This is a genomic window from Alkalicoccus saliphilus, from assembly GCF_003044065.1.
Classification (GTDB): Bacteria; Bacillota; Bacilli; order Bacillales; family Salisediminibacteriaceae; genus Alkalicoccus; species Alkalicoccus saliphilus.
Genome location: NZ_PZJJ01000003.1, coordinates 46691 through 67160, shown reverse-complemented (window position 1 = coordinate 67160; position 20470 = coordinate 46691). Strand labels below are relative to the sequence as shown.

Annotated in this window: 16 protein-coding genes; 4 read left to right on the top strand and 12 right to left on the bottom strand. The window is 46.7% G+C overall.

Annotated elements, in window-relative coordinates; all coding sequences use genetic code 11:
* Positions 1-91: 91 nt before the first annotated feature.
* Positions 92-928 (bottom strand): YihY/virulence factor BrkB family protein, encoded by an 837-nt coding sequence (locus tag C6Y45_RS03075; protein WP_107583558.1) that lies wholly within the window; start codon positions 926-928, stop codon positions 92-94.
* A gap of 223 nt (positions 929-1151) precedes the next feature.
* On the opposite strand from C6Y45_RS03075, the gene C6Y45_RS03070 reads away from it, so the two are divergent.
* Positions 1152-2699 carry a BCCT family transporter gene (locus tag C6Y45_RS03070; RefSeq protein ID WP_107583557.1) on the top strand — a complete coding sequence of 516 codons (1548 nt, stop codon included), beginning with the start codon at positions 1152-1154 and terminating at the stop codon, positions 2697-2699.
* Positions 2700-2794: 95 nt separating this feature from the next.
* Positions 2795-3586 carry an SDR family oxidoreductase gene (locus C6Y45_RS03065; protein WP_107583556.1) on the top strand — a complete coding sequence of 264 codons (792 nt, stop codon included), beginning with the start codon at positions 2795-2797 and terminating at the stop codon, positions 3584-3586.
* A gap of 94 nt (positions 3587-3680) precedes the next feature.
* On the opposite strand, the gene C6Y45_RS03060 is transcribed toward C6Y45_RS03065, so the two are convergent.
* From C6Y45_RS03060 to C6Y45_RS03035, 6 genes are all read right to left on the bottom strand, one after another.
* Positions 3681-5204 (bottom strand): NAD(P)H-hydrate dehydratase, encoded by a 1524-nt coding sequence (locus C6Y45_RS03060; protein ID WP_107583555.1) that lies wholly within the window; start codon positions 5202-5204, stop codon positions 3681-3683.
* A 76-nt stretch (positions 5205-5280) separates the two neighbouring features.
* Positions 5281-6519, bottom strand: coding sequence for an Nramp family divalent metal transporter (locus tag C6Y45_RS03055; RefSeq protein WP_107583554.1), 1239 nt, complete (start codon positions 6517-6519; stop codon positions 5281-5283).
* 107 nt (positions 6520-6626) lie between these two features.
* On the bottom strand, positions 6627-8129 hold the full coding sequence (locus C6Y45_RS03050) for an alkaline phosphatase (RefSeq protein ID WP_245922511.1): 1503 nt from the start codon (positions 8127-8129) through the stop codon (positions 6627-6629).
* Between the two features lie 280 nt (positions 8130-8409).
* The gene (locus C6Y45_RS03045) at positions 8410-8928 is read right to left on the bottom strand and encodes a hypothetical protein (RefSeq protein WP_107583553.1); all 519 of its coding nucleotides are present in this window, start codon (positions 8926-8928) and stop codon (positions 8410-8412) included.
* Between the two features lie 174 nt (positions 8929-9102).
* The gene (locus C6Y45_RS03040; RefSeq protein WP_425427845.1) at positions 9103-10758 is read right to left on the bottom strand and encodes an SLC13 family permease; all 1656 of its coding nucleotides are present in this window, start codon (positions 10756-10758) and stop codon (positions 9103-9105) included.
* A gap of 217 nt (positions 10759-10975) precedes the next feature.
* Positions 10976-11215, bottom strand: coding sequence for a hypothetical protein (locus C6Y45_RS03035; protein WP_107583551.1), 240 nt, complete (start codon positions 11213-11215; stop codon positions 10976-10978).
* A 251-nt stretch (positions 11216-11466) separates the two neighbouring features.
* On the opposite strand from C6Y45_RS03035, the gene C6Y45_RS03030 reads away from it, so the two are divergent.
* Positions 11467-12006: a hydrolase gene (locus C6Y45_RS03030; RefSeq protein WP_107583550.1), complete on the top strand. Its 540-nt coding sequence runs from the start codon at positions 11467-11469 to the stop codon at positions 12004-12006.
* Positions 12007-12012: 6 nt separating this feature from the next.
* On the opposite strand, the gene C6Y45_RS03025 is transcribed toward C6Y45_RS03030, so the two are convergent.
* The 3 genes from C6Y45_RS03025 to zupT form a co-directional block, all read right to left on the bottom strand.
* Positions 12013-13032 (bottom strand): STAS domain-containing protein, encoded by a 1020-nt coding sequence (locus tag C6Y45_RS03025; protein WP_107583549.1) that lies wholly within the window; start codon positions 13030-13032, stop codon positions 12013-12015.
* 387 nt (positions 13033-13419) lie between these two features.
* Entirely contained in the window at positions 13420-14055 is a 636-nt protein-coding gene (locus C6Y45_RS03020; RefSeq protein WP_107583548.1) for a uracil-DNA glycosylase, read from the bottom strand.
* A gap of 119 nt (positions 14056-14174) precedes the next feature.
* Positions 14175-14978 carry a zinc transporter ZupT gene (gene zupT, locus C6Y45_RS03015; RefSeq protein ID WP_107583547.1) on the bottom strand — a complete coding sequence of 268 codons (804 nt, stop codon included), beginning with the start codon at positions 14976-14978 and terminating at the stop codon, positions 14175-14177.
* Positions 14979-15408: 430 nt separating this feature from the next.
* Here zupT and katG point away from each other — a divergent pair, with 430 nt between their 5' ends.
* Complete coding sequence (gene katG, locus C6Y45_RS03010; RefSeq protein ID WP_107583546.1) at positions 15409-17592, top strand: catalase/peroxidase HPI; 2184 nt, start codon at positions 15409-15411, stop codon at positions 17590-17592.
* Between the two features lie 80 nt (positions 17593-17672).
* Here katG and C6Y45_RS03005 read toward each other — a convergent pair whose 3' ends face one another.
* Positions 17673-18107 carry an RDD family protein gene (locus C6Y45_RS03005; RefSeq protein ID WP_107583545.1) on the bottom strand — a complete coding sequence of 145 codons (435 nt, stop codon included), beginning with the start codon at positions 18105-18107 and terminating at the stop codon, positions 17673-17675.
* Positions 18108-18665: 558 nt separating this feature from the next.
* Positions 18666-20468: a glutamine--fructose-6-phosphate transaminase (isomerizing) gene (gene glmS / locus C6Y45_RS03000; protein WP_107583544.1), complete on the bottom strand. Its 1803-nt coding sequence runs from the start codon at positions 20466-20468 to the stop codon at positions 18666-18668.
* Between the last annotated feature and the right edge of the window lie 2 nt (positions 20469-20470).

Genomic DNA, 20470 nt, shown 5'->3' with positions numbered 1-20470 from the left:
CACAGGGCAGCGTCTATACACATAAAAATACTTTATCAACAGCCACAAAAAAACTGTTCCATCCGGAACAGTTTTTTTGGCTGATTATAAGTTATTCTTCTACAAGTGCTTTCCCCTGACGACGACGGTAAAGAATAGCATTGATTTCGGCCCCGACTACCAGGATGATCCCGATAATAAAGAGCCACAGCATCAGAATGAAAATACCTCCAAGGCTTCCGTAAGTTTCAGCATAGTTATTAAAGTTATTAATATAGATGGAGAAACCGAAAGAAACGAGCTGCCAGGCAAATGTTGCAAAAATTGCCCCAGGCAGGGCATTCTTGAATGGAATTTTAATGTTCGGAGCAACATGGTACAGCACCGCAAAAATAACAGCGGTTACTGTAATACTGATCACCCATCGAAGAACATTAAACAAAAATTCGAGTTCTCCAGGAATGATTCCGAGAGCTGCTATGGAATTAATAATCGTATTCCCAAAAACGGGAAGTATAAGTGCTACGATCAGTGCAAGAATCAGCCCAAGTGTCAGAGCGATGGAAACAAGACGTGCCATAATAAAAGATCTTTCCTGCTTCACATTGTAAGCTTCGTTCTGGGCTTTTATAAACGTATTCATTCCGTTTGATGCTGACCATAATGTACCGATTATACCTACTGTAAGAAGCCCGCCGCGCTGTTCTGTAAGTATGTCCGCGATCTGATCTTCAAACACCTCCGAAACGCCTCCCGGCATCAATCCTTGGATCGTGCTCATGGCTGCATCGGGATCTATGTTCAAATATGGCAGTATGGAAATTGCCAGAACGAGCATCGGCACCAGAGACAGCATATAGTAGTATGCCTGTGCTGCTGCAAGCAGTGGAACGTTGTCGTTCGAAAACTCCTGTCCCAGTGCTTTCACATAAGTAAGAAACTTTTTCATTCTTCCATCCTCCCTGCTTGACTTTTTCTTCCTACTATACCCTTCCAGCTGCTGGTTTAATCTGCTTCTGGAAATCGAAGGCCGTATTTTAAGAAGCTTCAGCCTGTCTTTCTGATGATTAGCCGGACAGCTTTCAAATCCTATTTTTCATTAATGACGTTTAATCCAGCTCAGAATTGGATAGAAAAAAGAAGAATCCTGTTTACGTCTAGGAGGGGGAGCAGTGAGCAGAAAAAATCATACTACCAACCTTGTATTCATCGTTTCCGTGGTCATTACATCTGTTATTACTCTATGGGGATTTCTCCTGCCGGAAAATATGGAGGCAGTCATGTCCTCCGCTCTGGAAACTGTTATTGATACCTTCGGCTGGTTTTATGTTATGACAACTGCTGCCCTTGTCGCTTTTTGTCTTTACCTTGGGTTTGGCCCCTACCGCCATGTAAAACTGGGTAAGAAAAATGATAAACCTGAGTATTCATACTATGCCTGGATCGGTATGCTCTTCGCTGCCGGCATGGGGGTAGGACTCGTTTTTTGGGGCGTAGCGGAACCGATGTCACACTTCGTCCACCCGCCGGACGGCATAGAACCCGGCACGCAGGCGGCGGCGGAAACAGGCCTTCTTTACGGAGTTTTTCACTGGGGGATTCACCCGTGGTCGATCTACGCAGCTATCGCGCTCGCGCTTGCCATTGCGAAATTCCGAAAAGATCTTCCGGGATTGATCAGCTCCACATTTTATCCACTCCTTAGTGAAAAAGTACGCGGTCCCGCCGGCCGCTGGATTGATATTATTGCTGTGGTAAGTACCGTGATCGGAATAGCCACGTCCCTCGGTCTCAGTACCATGCAGGTAGGCGGCGGGCTTTCCCAGGTTTTCGGCTGGGATAATAACGATTTTCTTCATATGGTTATTATAGCGGTTGTGACAGTCATCTTTCTGACTTCTGTACTGACCGGTATTAATAAAGGAATGAAGTATTTAAGTATCGGAAACCTTTCCCTCGCCGGAATTCTTTTGACCGGAGCCATCCTGCTCGGCCCTACTTTGTTTATTATGGAACATTTCACGAAAACCGTTGGAGCTTATATCAGCAGCTTCGTTTCCCTTTCTTTCTATACCACACCCTACAGTGATAACGAATGGGTCGGTGAATGGACTTTCTTTTACTGGGCGTGGCTGATTTCCTGGAGTCCGTTCGTTGGAACATTTATCGCCCGCGTTTCCAAGGGAAGGACCGTTCAGGAATTTATTTTCGGGGTACTGATGGTACCAACGGCTGTTTCAGCTCTATGGTTCGTTACTTTCGGCGGCACCGGTCTCCATCTTGACTTAACGACCGATACCGGACTCTCCCCGATGATAAGAGAAACACCGGAGGCAGGTTTATTTATAGTGCTCGAAACGTTTCCTGCCGGACTGCTTTTCAGTTTAATGGGACTTCTTTTAATTACCGTTTTCTTTATCACATCCGCCAACTCGGCGACGTATGTTCTTGGTGTGTTTTCCTCCGGAGGTGACCTTAACCCTCCCCGTAAGTACCTTCTCGTGTGGGGGCTGATGATTTCCTCTATTGCTGCTGCCCTGCTTCTCAGCGGCGGTATAGAAGGACTTCAGGCAATGGCGATTACGATTGCACTGCCGTTTACCCTGCTGATGATTTTTATGATGGTATCTATTCACCGGGCTCTGAAAGAAGGGTACAGAGCGGATCCGATCGGAGTCAGCGAAGAAGAAGCAGAAGATGCTTCCGGAAACCAGCATTAAGCTTTTAAGATTTATTGTAATCAAATTGTTTCATTAGAAAGCAGTGGAAAAGGGTATGAAAACATTAGCAAGCTCATTAATTAGAGGAGGTCATTATGGAAAAGTTTTCGTCACTCAAAGGAAAGACAGCTTTCATAACCGGCGGTGGATCCGGAATGGGAAAGGCCGCCGCTCTGCAGCTGGCCGAACAGGGCGTCCGCGTCTCTCTTCTTGATATCAATGAAGAAGAATGCGAAGATACGAAAAAGGAAATTGAAGAAAAAGGCGGAGAGGCTCTTGTCACAGCGGCTGATACATCCAATCCGGATCAAATAAAAGAAGCACTGGATAAAGCAGCGGAGCAGTTAAATGGTATTGATATTATTTTTGCCAATGCCGGCATTAATGGTACTGTTGCCCCAATCGAAGATCTGGATCCGGACGAGTGGGATCAGACGATTCAGACCAATCTGAAAGGAACTTTCCTGACAGTGAAATACGCTGTTCCCCATATGAAAAAGAACGGCGGAAGTATTATTCTGACGAGCTCCGTTAACGGCACACGGGTTTTCTCCAACTTCGGCATGTCCGCCTACAGCAGTTCCAAAGCTGCACAGGTGGCTTTCGGCAGAATGGCTGCACTGGAACTGTCCAACTACCGTATACGTGTAAACACTATCTGCCCCGGTTTTATAGATACCAATATTGGAGACAACACGTTTCCTAAAGATGAAAAACTCGAGAAAATCGAGATTCCTGTAGAGTTCCCTGAAGGTGATCAGCCTCTGGAAGGAGGGCCCGGTCATCCCGATCAGGTGGCAGACCTTGTTTCGTTCCTCGCTTCCGATGCTTCCAGCCATATTACAGGAACTGAGCTGTTTATCGACGGAGGATCGTCCCTTCTTTAAAACGCTCAGCAGTACATCATATGAAAAGGTGCAGGAAACTACCTCCTGCACCTTTTCTTTCGTATCAGCCGGATAAGAACCCGTTTTCCTCTGTTTACAGCTCTTCTATAATATCTCCGGCAGTCACTGCGGCGGAAAGTTCCCGGGCTGCTGCTGCGCGGTCTCCTGCCTGCCCGTGAAGATAAACTCCATAAACGGCTGCCGCTTCCGGGTCCATTCCCTGAGCAAGAAGTGCGCCGACGACACCGGAAAGTACATCTCCCGCTCCTCCAGTCGCCATCTTTGGGTTCCCTGTCGGATTAATACTGACCATACCTTCCGGAGAAGCGGTGATAGTCCGGGCTCCTTTCAGTACGAGGTACACCCCCCGCTCCTCTGCAAAATCACGGGCCGTCTGCAAGCGGTTTTTCTGCACGTCTTCCACAGATATTCCACATAGACGGGCCATTTCTCCCGGATGGGGCGTCAGAATAACCGGGGCAGAACGCGTTTCCCACTCCTGCCATCGGCATTCCGAAAGAATGTTCAGAGCGTCTGCATCAAGAACGAGTGGACAGGTCGTTTTTTCCCACAGGTGCCGCATCCACTCGCCGTCCTGCAGCCATCTCCCCATACCGGGCCCCAGCACAGCTGCCGTTTTACCTTCCAGAAAATCCGTTACAGCTCCGGGTGACACACTGCCCCAGTCTCCTTTTCCTTCATCCATCAGACCGTGAAGCATAATTTCCGGCTGCCTTCCGGCAATCGTATCTATAAGCCGGTCCGGGACGGCCCACGTCACCAGTCCACTTCCGGTGCGGAGGGCCGCTTTCGAAGCCATAACTCCTGCCCCTGCCATATTCCTCGTCCCCGCTGCAACCACTGTATGCCCGTATGTGCCTTTGTTCGTATCCGCTTTTCTTGAGCGGTCGGAAGGATCCAGTTTAAACCTTCTTTTCAGCATTTTGTCTCCCGTTAAGTACGTACGGACTCCATGAGCCTTTTCAAGACCGGGTGGAATACCGATGGCACGTACTACTATCTCTCCTGCCTTCTCCAGCGCCGGGTACTGTTCGAGCCCACATTTGGAATAAGCAAGGGCAACAGTTTTAACAGCATGAATGCACGGCTCGTGCACGTATCCGGTATCAGCGTCAATTCCGCTCGGCATATCAAGAGCAATCACTGGATGGCCGCTCCGGCCTGCTTCTTTAATAATTTCTGTGTACCGTCCCCTTGGGGCCCCTTTACTGCCGGTGCCGAGCAGCGCATCCAGAATGCCGTCAAACTGACTCCAGTCTACTTTCCCGCGCTCAAAAAACATGGAAGAAATCCCCATTTTTTCGGCGATATCTCTCTGCTTTGCAGCTTTTCCGTGGAAGGTCGCCGGGTCGCTTGCATAAATAATAAATGGGGCATACCCCCACTCAAAAAGATGCCGCGCAGCTACTACACCGTCCGCCCCGTTATTTCCTTTACCCGCGAGCACGGCCCAGCGTTTCCTGTTCCCTGCGAAAGCTGCCGTTTCTTCTGCTGCAGCCCTGCCTGCGTTTTCCATCAGAACGAGTCCCGGGATCCCGATTTCATCGATTGTGTAAGCGTCCACTGCTCTCATTTCACTGCTCGTCAGAATATACATAGCGCCCTCCTTTTTCTTTTATTTTACCAGATGTGGAAGAAAAAAGAGTTGCAGCTTCTTTTATACCAGCTTAATATTATCCTTCAATAAATCCCATAACGGCTTCTATCAGACTGTATATTCCGAGGCCGCTCGTGATAAGTACGATGAGGCCTCCGATTATATTGAGCTTCAGCGAATTCACATACTCTCCCAGCTTGTTTTTGTTATTTAATACAACGAGCAGAAACACAGCGATAATCGGAAGAATAAGTCCGTTAAGAGCCTGGGCGAATAAAATCAGTTCGAGTGGTTCAAACCCGACGGCAGAAGTCACGATGCCGATGCTGATAATCACTGAGAAAATAATTTTAAACTTTTTATCAGAAAAACCTCGTGCCCATCCGGTCAGGCCTCCAATAGTATACGCTGCTCCCATGGGGGCGGCCATTGCTGAAGAAAAGCCGGCTGCCAGAAGCCCGATACTGATAAAGACAGCTGCCCATTCTCCAAGTGTAGGCTCAAGTGCGAGAGCCAGTTCTTCCGCCCCGGTGACGTCATATCCGCGAATGACTGTTCCTGCGGTAATAATCACCGCAGCGGTAATCAAACCACCGACTCCGATCGTCAAGATAATGTCCAGCCGCGCCTGTTTTAAATTGGCGGGATCTTTCCACCTTTCCCCGGCACTGGACGCATGCAGGAAAAGATTATATGGAACGACCGTTGTCCCTATCAGTGCCACGATCACAACGATGGACCCGGCAGGTATTGAAGGAACAAAAGCCCCTGCAAACACTTCTGTCACGTCCGGCTGCACTACTATCATGGTCGTTATGAACGTAATACTCATAATTACTACAAGAGTAATAAAAATCTTTTCCAGTTTTTTATACGTTCCGAGCAGTCCGATAGTAAGTATAATCCCCCCGATCACCGGGGCTATATAGTTTTGGGGAATACCTGTCAGAAGAGAAATCCCGAGTGCTCCGCCTGTTAAATCCCCTGCCATATAGGCAGCACAGCCAAGAGCAATAGAAAAACCGATCAGAGACATGATACTGTATTTCAGAAACGGTTTTTGAAACTGTTCCCTGATTGCTTCACCGAGCCCTCCGCCGGTGACAACACCTAAACGCGAGGCCATCTCCTGGAGAATCATTGTCGTAATGACTGCAAAAACGATAGCCCATACGAGTGAATAACCAAACGAAGCCCCCGCCTCTGTTGCGGTGGATATCGTCCCGGGGCCGATAAATGAAGCAGCTATAATTGCTCCTGGCCCAATTACCCTTAGTTTATTTTTCACCTGCTGCCAAGGCGTCCCCTCTCCCATAAATGATGGCCCCCTTTTACATTGGAAATATATTTCCTTATTTACAGGAGGACTTCCCTGGATCTTACGTTAAAAAACGTCCGGCATAAAGCCGGACGTTTTTTCGTTTATTGAATTTCACCCGGCTCGTAATCCATTTCTGCGAGTTCGGCTATAATCTGTGTTATGTCTGTGTTGTCCAGCGTACCGTTAAAACGTTCTGCACCAACACCTTCTGCAAATACCGGTACCATATTGCCGGTATGTCCGCCGGTTTCACCTTCGGAACGGATTTCACGATCCATGATCCCCGCCCCAAAATGAGAAGCTATCACGCTTCCTACTTCCCACCCCTGGCGATGAGTCGCAAGAAGCTCTCCTTCATCATCGTAAATATATTCGTTAAACATATCTACTTCTTCTTCAGTCAGTGCAATACCTGTATGTTCTTCAAAAACGCTTTGTACCGATTCTGTAGTATAAACTCCTTCACCTTCATCAAACTCAAACTGAGTTACCATATATTCCGGAGAAGCAGTGACATTGCGAAGGCCTTCTTTATCCATTACTTCAGAAGCTGCTACCCCCATCGTTTCGTGGTCAGCAAGGACTACGACAAGTGTGTCATCCCGGTCGTCCGCCCATTCCATTACGTCTGATACCGTATTGTCAAACTCAATCGTTTCCTGCCAGATCCCTGTGAAGTCCGCCGCATGGGACACGTGATCGATACGTGCGCCTTCCACCATTAGGAAGAACCCATCATCGTCCTGTGAAAGGACATCAATAGCAGCTTCGGACATTTCATTCAAGGACGGTTCATTTGAGTCATAGAGATCATAATCCACTTTGTAATTCATATAGGAAGGATGAAACAGGCCGAGCAGTTTATCCGGCGTACCGGCATCGAGAAGTTCGTCCCGGTCTGTCACGACTGGATACCCTTTCTCTTCAAACATTTCCATCAGATTATTTCCATCCTGTGCTTCCGGCAGAAAATCATCTTCTCCACCTCCGAGCATCACATCATATTCTGCTTCGTACATCTGACGGGCTATTTCCTCCGAATCGGAACGGTTTTCAACACTTGATACAAAGGCCGCCGGCGTAGCATCAGTTACAGTATTGTTGGAAACTACCCCGACTTTTTTATCGTGTGCCTGGAAAAGCTCCAGAATGCTGTCCAGTTCTTCCCCGTCCGGTGTAACGCTTATCATACCGTTGTCGGTTTTCGTTGAAGTCGCTATTCCGGTCCCTGCAGCCCCGGAATCTGTTACCCAGTTATTTGCAGAATATGTACGCATCAGAGCGGTATGTTCCAGCTCTTCCATGTTTAAAATACCTTCTTTCCCATGTTCAAGCAGCCGTGCTATTTCAATCTGCCCGACTCCCATTCCGTCACCGATCATCATAATTACGTTTTTCGGTGCGTCGCTGTCCGGCACTTCACTCCCGCCTTTTACAGTTTCTTCCGAATTATTTTCCTCGTTTTCTTCTTCATTGCTCTCATTGTTTTCGGTGTCGTTCCCACCCGGCGCCGTTTCACTGCCTTCCGCTTCGCTGCAGGCTGTCATTAAAACGGCAGCCATGCTGATAATTGCCGTTGATTTTATCATCCGTGATTTTTTCATTCTGTTTCCCCCTCAATTAGGCTGCTTATGTATAGTAAAGCGGTTTCATTGTAGCACGGACTATATCTTATTTCACCAATTGGAGGATAATTTTTTCACTAATTCGAACTACAGAACTTGTTTTTTCTTAAATTTTGAAATTTAATATGTATTTAGACACCCTTCCTTTCATTAAAAAATCCAATCATTTTGTTCCGCTCCCCATCCAATCTCTCCCTCGTTCTTCAAATAAAAAAGCTGCCCGGAATCTGGAGTCAAAGACCCGGGGCAGCTTAACGTTTTACACGTCTGATGTTTTTTTAAAGACATCTTTTTCCGTTTTACGATTTTCATGCAGGCGGATTTCCGATAAAGCTACTTCTTTCAGATCCTGATACGTGTCCGCACGTACTACTGCCTGTATCGGTTTTATCACCGTTTTCAGCTTGGCCGATTCCTCTGCATACTTATAGTTTCTAAGCATATAAATATCGAGTTCATACGTATCCTTCCCTGCTTTCAGCTGTTCGGTGCTAAGTTTTTTATAGCGGAGTTTTTTACTGAGCTTCCTGAGTGGATTGATTATGAGCACAAAAACAGCTGTTTCCAAAGCTTTCACTATTTTCCCCAGCGCATTGAGCTCTTTGTCTTCCGGGAGGAACGTTTCTCTATCAGCAGTATCCTCTTCTTCTGTTTTACGTTTCTTTGAAGAAGCATCCTCCGGGGGGCCCTGTGGTTCCGGCAGCCCGCGGGAGGCAATAAACAGAATAATCCCGCCTAAAATTAATACGAATATCAGCGATGTGACGGTTAAAGGCATGAGCATCCCTCCCTGTTAATAATATTCCGTTTCTTTATGTGCTCCGTGCTTTTCAAAGTGCTCTTTTCATTCTATACCCTCAATTTCTTTAATTAGTCCTTCCTTGAACATTGGAGGATTAATAAAGGCGGAGCTGTTCCTGCCACTCAGGAGGAACAGCTCCCGTATTAAAGTTTATCCCGGAAAGCTTGTCAGGTCAATTCCAAATACTACCGGAAGCAGAAGCATCACGAAGGTGACGAGTGCTGCAATTGCTATGAGGTTCATCCAGAAACCGGCTTTAATCATGTCCCCCATCCTTAAGTAACCGGAACCGAATACAACGGCGTTTGGCGGTGTGGCAACCGGAAGCATAAAGGCACACGAGGCCGCTACAGCTGCAGGTACCATCATTGCAAATGGATGAACGTCGATGGCACTCGACAAGGCGGCCATAATCGGCATCAGCATCGTCGCAGAAGCGGTGTTGGAAGTAATCTCTGTCAGGAAAACCACAAGCACTGCCACAGCGAGTACAATCAACAGGAACTGAACGCCGACAAGAACCGTCAGCTGTTCACCGATCCATACATCAAGGCCGGTATCTCCGAAGGCTCCGGCAATCGCAAGCCCGCCCCCGAACAGTATGAGTATACCCCAAGGGACGTTTCTTGCTGTATCCCAGTTCATCAGCTTTGTCCCCTGATAGCGGACCGATGGGATAAGGAAAAGCACTGCTGCCCCGGTTATCGCAATCATCGTATCATCAATCCGTGGATGAACATACTCCTGGAGGACAAAAGACCGGAGTATCCAAGCAATAGCTGTCATGGAAAAAACGGTCATTACAAGTTTCTCCTCCGGACTCATTTTCCCGAGGGCAGACCGTTCGTCAGAGATAATGCGTTTGCTTCCCGGAATTTCTTTCAACTTCATCGGGAAGGCGAATGTTACTAAATAAATCCAGGCGATAAAAATTAATACGACTGCCAGTGGAACTCCGAACATCATCCATTGGGCAAAGGAAAGATCATAATCAAATATTTCCCCAAGCTGACCGGCGAGAATCGTATTAGGCGGCGTTCCAATAATTGTTCCCAGACCGCCGATCGACGCGGAAAATGCAATCGCTATCATCAGGCCTTTGGAAAACTGCTTTTTCTGCCCTTCGATATCGTCTATATCACTGTCCTGAAGCAGCTCGGAAAACTGAAAGATAATCGCTGTTCCGATTGGCACCATCATCATCGCGGTCGCCGTATTCGAAATCCACATGGAAAGAAAACCGGTAGCGATCATAAATCCAAGCATCAGACGCTTCGTACTTGTTCCAACCATATTAATAATGAATAAGGCAATCCTCCGGTGCAGGTTCCACCTTTCAAGAGCCAGAGCAATAATAAAGCCCCCAAGAAAGAGGAAAACAATTCCGTCTCCATAATTCGGCGTTACTTCCCCTGCCTCGAGCTGTGTAACGAGCGGAAATAAAATAATCGGGAGGAGCGAAGTCACCGGTATCGGAATCGCTTCTGTAATCCACCACGCAGCGATCCAGAGTGTAGCTGCAAGTACGCCGCGTGCTTCCGGATTCAGTCCTTCCGGCTGGAAGAAAAGCAGAACTGAAAAAAATAAAAGCGGACCCAGAAATAAACCTACGACCTGCTTCGGTGTATAATCACGGCCGTCCGGTGACGGCTTTCGGTATGTACCGGTCATTTTCCCTGAGGCTTTTTCCATTCTTCCACTATCATCACTGGGAGGTCCTCCTCCAGGCTGAAATGCCATAAAAGCAATCATTGACTTAATCCGGTCGTGGCTCTGCCACGCAGTCTCCCAGAAATTTTTAAGTATAGTCACATTTTTTCTCCTCTCTATTTAGTTTTGGTATGGTACGAAAGCTTATCAACGGGGGGGGGGGGGGCAGGAATAAAAAGTTATAATAAAGAAAAATACCAGAGCCGGGCTCTGCCCCCCCTCCCAAGGAGCCAAGCCCATTATTGCATGATTTTTCCTCACACACAAGAAAGCCTTTTCACTATGTGTCTTTTCCTGCTCCTGTTTTACACGATCACAGTTTCCTGCTGTCCCGATATTCCAGGCCATTATTTACTGCCTCTTTCATTTTTTCATTTTTTCCCATCCGCATCCGATGAATCAGTATAATGGAAATGACAGCACTGCTGACGGTAAGAAGGTAATAAAAGAGGTATTCAGCCTCTGTACCAGCACGGAACATATGAAGTGCGCCAATCATCAAAAACAGAAAACTAAAGACAAGAGCTGTTGTAAACTTCGTCTCCCTGTTCAAGGTGTTCCCCTCCCGGAAAGTTTTTTCATACTGACCAGTTGAATTATCAGCTGCCAACTTTCATTCCCCGTGTAAAGCTCGTCTGCAGTTTTGTAACCTTTTCGGAGCAGTCGCCCTTCAGGCATCATGGAATGGAGTTTTTGTTTTGTTATTCTATACCCCTATATTATTCAGAATAATCTGTTTTCATTTTATTTTCCAGCACATATAATGAAAAAGAAAACTTGTTCAATAGAAACGGAGGGAAATGTATGCTGAACAAACATCAGTCAACGTTTGTGCTTGTGGACGTTCAGGGCAGACTCGCTGAAATTGTCCACGAAAGCAGCCGGATGGAGCAGAACCTGGTGAAACTAATCCGGGCATTGAAAATTCTTGACGTACCGATTGTATGGCTGGAACAGTATCCAGAGGGCCTTGGACCAACTTCTCCGGCTGTCGCTGTCCATTTAAACGGACTCGAACCGATTAAAAAAATGACTTTCAACGGTTGTTATAATCCCGAATTCATGAAAAAAACAGAGGATCAGGGGCGTCAGCAGATAATCGTCGGCGGAATTGAAGCCCACGTCTGTGTCTGCCAGACATCTCTTGGTTTAAAAAAAGCCGGCTATGAAGTTCACGTTCCTGTAGATGCCGTCTCTTCCCGTACCCCGGAAAATAAAAATATCGGTCTCGAACGTATGAAAAACGCCGGCATTATAATCACCGGCGTGGAAACTGCTGTATTTGAACTGCTGGAAACGGCCGAAAGCCGGGAATTTAAAAAGGTTATTCAGCTTCTAAAGTAAATTTTGTTACGTGATGCTCCTTCCATTTTGAGCTAATGCGTAATGAATGCCGTGCTGAAGGGTCTGAAAACAATTGAAGGAAGAAAGATTGATTCCTGTGGAGGTAATTGTCATACTTACTTTTGGCGTAATACCTACGAGAATTGTTTCAGTTCCTATAAGAGCAGAAGCTGCTCCAAGCTGCTCGATAAGCAGGGCTGCGTGCTCCGAAAAGTTATCGTTCAGTCCCGTCAGATCAAGAATCAAATATTCAGCTTTATGTTTCGGCAGGTTTTCCAGTGTTTTCTCTAAAAGCTCCTTTGTCCGGTTCTCATCATAACTGCCAAGCAGAGGCATAACGACAATATCTTCGAGTACGGGGATAATAGGTGTGGAAATTTCACGGATCATTTCATTTAATTCCGCTGTCTGTTCTTCCACAAGCCGTTCAAGCTTTTCGATTTCCTGCCGTTCTTTCAGCCGGACCATCCGGTGAATATTTTTTTCTACCGTTTCCTCCGATGGAAAATAACGGATCACCGTGGCATCGTGTCCCTCCACCTGGTAATGTTTTACTTCATACCAGATGTTTTGTTCAAACAGTCCGGTGAAAATACCGGCATAGTGAGCGGAAAGAAAATCTCCTCCATGCTTCTTCTCCTGCGCCTGATTAATTTTATGCTCCCAGCTGTCTTTTAAATGCACTTCCAAGGTTTTTTTCTCGAGGTTCAGATGCCGAATTTCTGCAAGCCCCCACCCCGCCGAAGCATATGTATTAGTAATAAGTCTGGACGCTTCTTCCGCAGAAACCTCTTTCAGTCCCATAAAATACTCCCCGACCACCAGCCCCTGGCGGAATCCGGCGGTTTCCATGACAACTTCGGCTGCTTCATGGCCGGAAATTTCTTCAATCGTATCAAAAAATTCCTTCATGGCAGTATCTATCCAAAACAGTACCGCATCTCTTCCTTCAAAGGAAAATCTTCCTTCCTCCAAATCCCATCCAAAATTCAATCCGCCCACATTAATCGACGATTTATTGTCCATATCCACTTCTCCTTATAATAGTTATCTCTTTTATTTAAGTACTTAATTGACGACTCGCACTGCTGTAAACGGTCGTTTCCTGCAGTGAAAAATAACTGCTGCAGAATTTCTAACAAACAGTACCGCTTAGATTTTAAAGCTGGTGCTTCCGTAGTAATCAAAGCACTTATTATTATACATAAAAGCCCTGTAAACCGCTTTCGCTTTTTTCCCAGGACTTCATTCAGGAAAAAGTCCGGATTTTCACACGTTACAAGACTTCTGTGCTTTTCAAAATGCTTTGTTTTAGCGGATTATTGTTCTGCCCTTCATGTATTCTGATGGCTGCATAGTTTAATATGTTTTTGCAGATGTCCCGCTGCTGCATTTGAAACAAAGCGTAGAAGTTTACTGGTGCTCTTTCAAAAATTTCTTTAATGTACTTATATCTTCTTCAATCAATTCTGCGAGACGGGGATTATAGAAAATAGAGGCTGGATGAAAAGTAGGAAATATTAAATATTCTTTCTCCGTCCAGGAATAAGTATCATTATCAAATTTCTGTATGGGTCCTTTTATAAATGTTCCATGGTAATCTGTAATTTTATATCCGTTACCGGCGAGCCGTTTAAGTCCAATATTTCCGAGTGTGACAATAACAGGGGTTGTTACATGTTCGATTTCATAATCCAGGAGAAGAGCATGAGCCATGATTTCTTTTTTTGTCGGCGGACGGTTATACTTTCTTTTCGTTACAGTTCCGTCCCGTTCCTTTTTTTCTCCCCAGCGGTAGGGCCTGCTTCTAACTGCAGCCGTAATATACACTTCTTCTCTTGAGAGGCCGAGTTTTTCAAGAAATTTCATCAGCTCTTTTCCTGCTCTGCCGCTGAAAGGTATCCCATTATGAATTTCTGTTTCACCCGGTGCTTCTCCCACAAGCATGAGTGCCGGAGACTGCGGACCGCTGCCGTAGACGAATCCTTCCAATGGGAACCCCTCTACCCGCTTTTTCCCTTCTTCTGCCAATTCATCCGGTAATTTCATAAATGTACCCCTCCCCTTTCTTCCTCTGCTGTATTATTTCCTTCCCCCCGTACTACTCCAAACGCTTTTTTTCAGAAGGCAAAACGAATTAAAACACAATTCTCTCCGCGCAGGAAAAGCTAAATAAAAAGAAGCAGGCTGAGTGCCATAACTGCCATGCCGGCAATCAATCCATAGATCGAGGCATGGGCCTGGTCGTATTTTTTTGCGGCAGGAAGCAGCTCATCCAGCGAAATAAACATCATAATTCCAGCTACCGAAGAAAAAACAAGGCCAAACATAACGTCATTTAAATAAGGCATCAAAATCAAGAAAGCTGCGACCGCTCCGAGCGGTTCGGCGAGCCCGGATAAAAAAGAAAGTTTCAGCGCTTTCCACCTGCTCCCGGTTGCATAGTAAACCGGTACAGAAACAGCAATTCCTTCGGGTATGTTATGAATCGCCACTGCTACAGCGACCGCCACCCCGACAGCCGGATCATAAAGTACAGCTGTAAAAGTTGCAATTCCTTCCGGGAAATTGTGAATTGCAATGGCTGCGGCTGTGAAAGTTCCCATTTTCAAAAGCGCCGGATCTCTGGAAGGGTCCTTATCCATTTCCTCCACTTTTTTTACTTCATGTGGATTTTTATCTTTTGGCAGAAGCCGGTCGATCAGCGCAATGAATAAGATTCCTCCAAAAAAACCTCCTGCTGTCGCCCAGCTCCCTGCATTTTTTCCGAGAGCCTCCACCAGAGCTTCCTGAGATTTCGGGAATATTTCCACCATGGAAACATAAATCATTACTCCTGCTGAAAATCCGAGAGCACCCGACAAAAATTTGGTATTAGTCTGAGAAGTGAAGAACGCCAGGAGGCTTCCGATTCCGGTGGCAAGCCCTGCGAAAAGTGTCAGTCCGAAGGCAAGTATCACATTTTCTTCCATGTCCCTTTCCTCCACCGTTTTTTCTATATTTTACCACATGACTTACTAAATTCGCCCGGCAGAGCCCTACGAAGAAACAATTCCTACATGCAGAAGCTGCAACAGTTCAGGATTAAAAATAAAGGCTCCCTTGAAAACAGCTCGTTTATGAAACGAACATAACGCTGCTGCATTTTCATAGGGACATTGTTCTCGACTAATTTTGGCAGGAGAGAAGCTCGTAAAATAGGCCTCAGCATAAAATCAGTGTGCTTTTTTAGTACTTAAAGATAAAAATTTTAATTATTCACTGCGTTTTGCTTTTGGTTTTCGTAATTATTTATTATAATTACAAAGTGAGAATAAATATCACTTTTATTCCGCTCTGCGGTAATGAAAGTAATATTTGTCTGCTCTTTACTCTTTTTACAAACGGAAAGGGGAATAACACATGTCTAGCAACGGAAACGAAAACATGGACAAATGCCCGGTAACTCACCAAGGGATGCCGAGCCAGTCAAACAAAGGCCCTACTAATGAAGATTGGTGGCCAGGCCTGCTGAATCTGGACATTCTTGCCCAGCACGACACAAAAACGAACCCGCTCGGGTCCGATTTTGACTACAAGGAAGAATTCCAGAAGCTTGATTACGACGCAATGAAAGAAGATCTTCACAAGGTCATGACAGAAAGCCAGGACTGGTGGCCTGCAGACTACGGTCATTACGGTCCGTTCTTTATCCGTATGTCCTGGCACGCTGCAGGAACATACCGTATCGGCGACGGCCGCGGAGGCGGCGGAAGCGGTTCCCAGCGCTTTGCACCACTTAACAGCTGGCCGGATAACGGAAACCTTGATAAAGCCCGCCGTCTTCTATGGCCGGTAAAGCAGAAATACGGCAATAAAATTTCCTGGGCCGACCTGATCGTGCTCGCAGGAAACGTAGCAATTGAATCTATGGGCGGTAAAACGATCGGATTCGGTGCAGGACGCGAAGATATCTGGCATCCGGAAGCGGACGTTAACTGGGGACCGGAAACAGAATGGCTTGATAACCGCCGTTATTCCGGTGACCGCGAGCTGGAAAATCCGCTTGCAGCCGTTCAGATGGGTCTTATCTACGTTAATCCGGAAGGTCCGGACGGCGAACCTGATCCACTCGGAAGTGGACGGGATATCCGCGAAACTTTCAAACGTATGGGAATGAACGATGAAGAAACAGTAGCTTTGACAGCCGGCGGCCACACGTTCGGTAAGACGCACGGTGCAGGAGATGCAGAACACGTCAGCACGGAGCCTGAAGGTTCTCCAATTGAATCACAGGGGTTAGGCTGGAAGAGCTCCTATGAAACAGGCCACGGCCCTTACACCATTACAAGCGGACTTGAAGGTGCCTGGACACCGACTCCTACAAAGTGGGATATGACTTACTTTGACGTTCTTTTCGGCTATGAATGGGAACTTACGAAGAGCCCTGCCGGTGCTTACCAGTGGGAAGCAAAAGATCTGAAGGAAGAAGATCACGCGCCGGATGCAGGTGATCCATCCAAGAAGCGGAAGCTTATGATGACTACCGCTGACATGGCAATGAAAATGGATCCGGAATACGCGAAGATCTCCAAGCGTTTCCACGAAAATCCGGAAGAATTTAAAGATGCATTTGCACGTGCATGGTTCAAACTTCTTCACCGTGACATGGGCCCTCGTGAACGCTACCTCGGTCCAGAAGTACCGGATGAAGAGTTTGTATGGCAGGATCCGGTTCCACAGGGCAACTATGACCTGATGGCATCCGACATTGCTGACCTGAAGGCCGAAATTCTTGATTCCGGTCTGACAGTAAGCGAACTAGTAAAAGCTGCATGGGCTTCTGCAAACACATTCCGCGGCTCGGACATGCGCGGCGGTGCCAACGGAGCGCGCGTCCGTCTTTCGCCTCAGAAAGACTGGGAAGCAAACGAGCCTCAGGAACTGCAGAAAGTTCTTTCCAAGCTCGAGGAAATTAAAGAAAACTACAGTAAAGAAGTAAGCCTGGCCGACCTGATTGTTCTCGGCGGAAGCGCCGCTGTAGAAAAAGCAGCTAAAGACGCAGGCGTTGAGGTGAAAGTTCCATTTACTCCAGGACGCGGGGACGCTTCCCAGGAGCAGACGGATGAGGAAAGCTTCGAAGTACTGGAGCCTCAGGCAGACGGTTTCCGCAACTACTTGAAGCAGGAATTTTCTGTAAGCCCGGAAGAGCTGCTCGTGGATAAAGCACAGCTGCTCAATCTGACACCACCTGAAATGACCGTTCTTGTCGGTGGTATGCGCGTACTCGGCGCTAACCACGGTGGTACTGATCATGGTGTCTTCACAAACCGTCCAGGTGCACTTACGAACGACTTCTTCGTAAACCTTCTGGATATGGGCGTTGAATGGCAGCCTGTCGATCACAACCTTTATGAAGCACGTGACCGTCAGTCCGGAAACGTTGTCCGGAAAGCTTCAAGAGTGGACCTCGTATTCGGTTCCCACTCCGTTCTCCGTGCCCTTTCCGAAGTGTATGCACAGGATGACAGCAAAGAGAAGTTCGTCAACGACTTCGTTTCTGCATGGGTAAAAGTTATGGATGCAGACCGCTTTGACGTGAAATAAGTAAAAGAACCGGGTTTTTTCCGGTACAAAAAAACCATCCAGCGTCCGTTACGGTCGCTGGATGGTTTTTATATGCGCTGCTATTGATAAGCTTTACCGTTCGTGTCCGGTGTATTCCTCGTAACATAAGTGCCTGCAACAAAATCGTGGACAGAACGCTTATCTTTGCGAAAGATTACCATTAATACTGACGCGATAAAGGCGAGCCCGAAAGAAAAAGCATAAATGAGACCTCCCACTATGTAGCGCAGAATCATTGTCAAAAGCGTTACGTTCGTGTTATCTGTTTTTACGATACGCACTCCAAGCAGCTTCTTGCCGACTGTATAGCCATACCAGAAGACCGGTACGAGAACAAAATACAGAAGACTCGCAATTCCTTCTCCAGCCTGTACGGTCCTTTCAGATGTATCGAGACCGAAAATAAAAATAGCGGCCGACACGATGGCACTTATAAGAAGCCCGTCCAGGAAAAGGCTGAAAAATCTTCTCCAGAAACCTCCAGGATTAGTCAAAACCCCCACCTCTTTCTCTTGTTTATACTTTATGTTCAGTAATATTCCTTCATCGGTATGTACCCTAAAAAACTTCTTTTTAAAACTCTCATTCGTTTCAGTGGAAACAGCAGGGAACCGCTCACTTCCTTCATACTAACATTCGACGCTGCCAGGATAAAAAAGTATTTTTCATAAAGTTATCCTTCTGACACAATACTTCCGGGTAATTTAATTATTGTCATCACTTTTTTTATGTCTGCCATAGAAAAATAGAGAGATAAATAAAGAAGCGGTAAAGGCCCCAATTTGTATGTCGTCCGGGAAGAAGATTGAAAGAATTAAAAAGGTAATGCTTACAACTAACATTATGAGAGATAAAATCAGATCCGATTTTGTCATTTTTCTCTCCTCCATGAAAAATACGTTCGATGCAGTGCCGGGTTTCATTTTATCCGGAGCTGTTACTCCGTTATTGAAGAACATCCTCTACTTATTAAAAAACACACGCTGAATTACCTGAATCGTAATTAGCAGCGTGTGTTTTTATCAATTTTGTTTTAAATGAGAGCACAGGTTTTACTCTACTGTTACACTTTTCGCCAGGTTTCTCGGCTTGTCTACATCACAGCCGCGGTGCAGTGCTGCGTAGTAGGAAATGAGCTGCATCGGCAGAACGCTTACAAGCGGCGTTAAATATTCATGCACAGCCGGCATAACAATTTTATCTTCTTCGTGCTCGCACCCTTCCATGCTGATAAAGCAAGGGTTAGCACCACGTGCTACCACTTCTTTCATGTTTCCGCGGATGTTCAGATTGACATCCTTCTGTGTAGCAAGTCCGATAACCGGCGTCCCTTCTTCAATCAAAGCGATGGTGCCGTGCTTCAGTTCGCCGCCGGCAAATCCTTCCGCCTGAATGTAGGAAATTTCTTTCAGCTTCAGCGCGCCTTCCAGACAGACGTAGTAGTCCATTGAGCGGCCGATAAAGAAGCAGTTGCGGGAAACGCTGAGATAGTTGCGGGCAACTTCCTCCAGCTCTTCTTTTTTGTTTGTGAAAATTTCCATCGCGTTTGCTACAATTCCAAGCTCCTGCAGTGGATCGAAATCGATTTCCACTCCTCCGGCACGGGCGGCATCCACAGCCAGAATAGCCATGACTGCCATCTGGGCTGTATACGCTTTTGTGGAAGCGACAGCGATTTCCGGACCTCCGTAAGTATGAAGTGTATAGTCCGCTTCACGGGAAAGCGTGGAGCCCGGTACGTTAGTAATCGTCAAGGATGTATGACCCAGTTTTTTCACGTTCACAAGTACTCCGCGGAGATCAGCGGTTTCCCCGCTCTGTGAAATAAATATAAAGAGTGGTTTTTTGCTTAGTAATGGCATATTGTACAGAAACTCACTGGCAATGTGGGTTTCCACTGGAATCTGTGCGATTTTTTCGATGAGTTCTTTTCCGACGAGACCGGAATGATAGCTTGTACCTGCAGCGATAATATAAATGCGGTCGGCATCCGTTACTGCCTGACGGATAGGTTCCTCCAGCTTAATGTTGTCATTATCGTCCTTGTACTTCGTGATGATATTCCGCATAACGAAAGGCTGCTCATCGATTTCCTTCAGCATGAAATGCGGGTACGTCCCTTTTTCAATGTCTGTGGAATCGAGCTCTGCAATGTAGGAGCCGCGGACAATTTCTTCTCCGTCCAGCTTTTTCACCTGCACACTGTCCCGGGTGACGATGACGACTTCTTCGTCTTCAATCTCCATAAATTCATTCGTTACCTGAAGCATCGCCATCGCGTCACTTGCGATTACATTAACGCCGTCAGAAAGTCCGATCAGAAGCGGGCTTTTATTTTTACCGACGTAAATCGTCTCCCGGTCCTCGTTGTCCAGAAGAGCCGTAGCGTAGGAACCTTCAAGCAGGCTGAGAGTTCTGCTGAATGCTTCTTCTGTCGACATACCCTGTTTTACGAACGTGTCAACAAGCTGTACGATGATTTCTGTATCCGTATCAGAAACCATTGCGGCATTCGGCAGGTGTTCCCGGCGGAGCTGCTCGTAGTTCTCTATAACTCCATTATGGACGATGGTGAAGCGGGATGTTTCACTCTGATGCGGGTGCGCGTTTAAACGGCTCGGTACGCCGTGCGTAGCCCAGCGTGTATGACCGATTCCGACCACGCTGTTTTCCGTTTCGTCCACCGCGTCCCGAAGCTCGGCAATACGCCCTTTCTCTTTATAGACGTGCACACCCCGTTCGTTGGCTACAGCAATCCCTGCTGAATCATAACCCCGGTATTCGAGCTTTTCCAGGCCTCGTAAAAGAATCTCTTTTGCATCCTCTGTTCCGATATAACCTACAATTCCGCACATAA

Excerpts from the sequence above, each read along its gene's own strand:
- C6Y45_RS03075 (WP_107583558.1), bottom strand. The coding sequence starts at position 928 with ATGAAAAAGTTTCTTACTTATGTGAAAGCACTGGGACAGGAGTTTTCG.
- C6Y45_RS03065 (WP_107583556.1), top strand. The coding sequence starts at position 2,795 with ATGGAAAAGTTTTCGTCACTCAAAGGAAAGACAGCTTTCATAACCGGC.
- C6Y45_RS03060 (WP_107583555.1), bottom strand. The coding sequence starts at position 5,204 with ATGTATATTCTGACGAGCAGTGAAATGAGAGCAGTGGACGCTTACACA.
- C6Y45_RS03055 (WP_107583554.1), bottom strand. The coding sequence starts at position 6,519 with ATGGGAGAGGGGACGCCTTGGCAGCAGGTGAAAAATAAACTAAGGGTA.
- C6Y45_RS03050 (WP_245922511.1), bottom strand. The coding sequence starts at position 8,129 with ATGAAAAAATCACGGATGATAAAATCAACGGCAATTATCAGCATGGCT.
- C6Y45_RS03045 (WP_107583553.1), bottom strand. The coding sequence starts at position 8,928 with ATGCCTTTAACCGTCACATCGCTGATATTCGTATTAATTTTAGGCGGG.
- C6Y45_RS03030 (WP_107583550.1), top strand. The coding sequence starts at position 11,467 with ATGCTGAACAAACATCAGTCAACGTTTGTGCTTGTGGACGTTCAGGGC.
- C6Y45_RS03025 (WP_107583549.1), bottom strand. The coding sequence starts at position 13,032 with ATGGACAATAAATCGTCGATTAATGTGGGCGGATTGAATTTTGGATGG.
- C6Y45_RS03020 (WP_107583548.1), bottom strand. The coding sequence starts at position 14,055 with ATGAAATTACCGGATGAATTGGCAGAAGAAGGGAAAAAGCGGGTAGAG.
- zupT (WP_107583547.1), bottom strand. The coding sequence starts at position 14,978 with ATGGAAGAAAATGTGATACTTGCCTTCGGACTGACACTTTTCGCAGGG.
- katG (WP_107583546.1), top strand. The coding sequence starts at position 15,409 with ATGTCTAGCAACGGAAACGAAAACATGGACAAATGCCCGGTAACTCAC.
- glmS (WP_107583544.1), bottom strand. The coding sequence starts at position 20,468 with ATGTGCGGAATTGTAGGTTATATCGGAACAGAGGATGCAAAAGAGATT.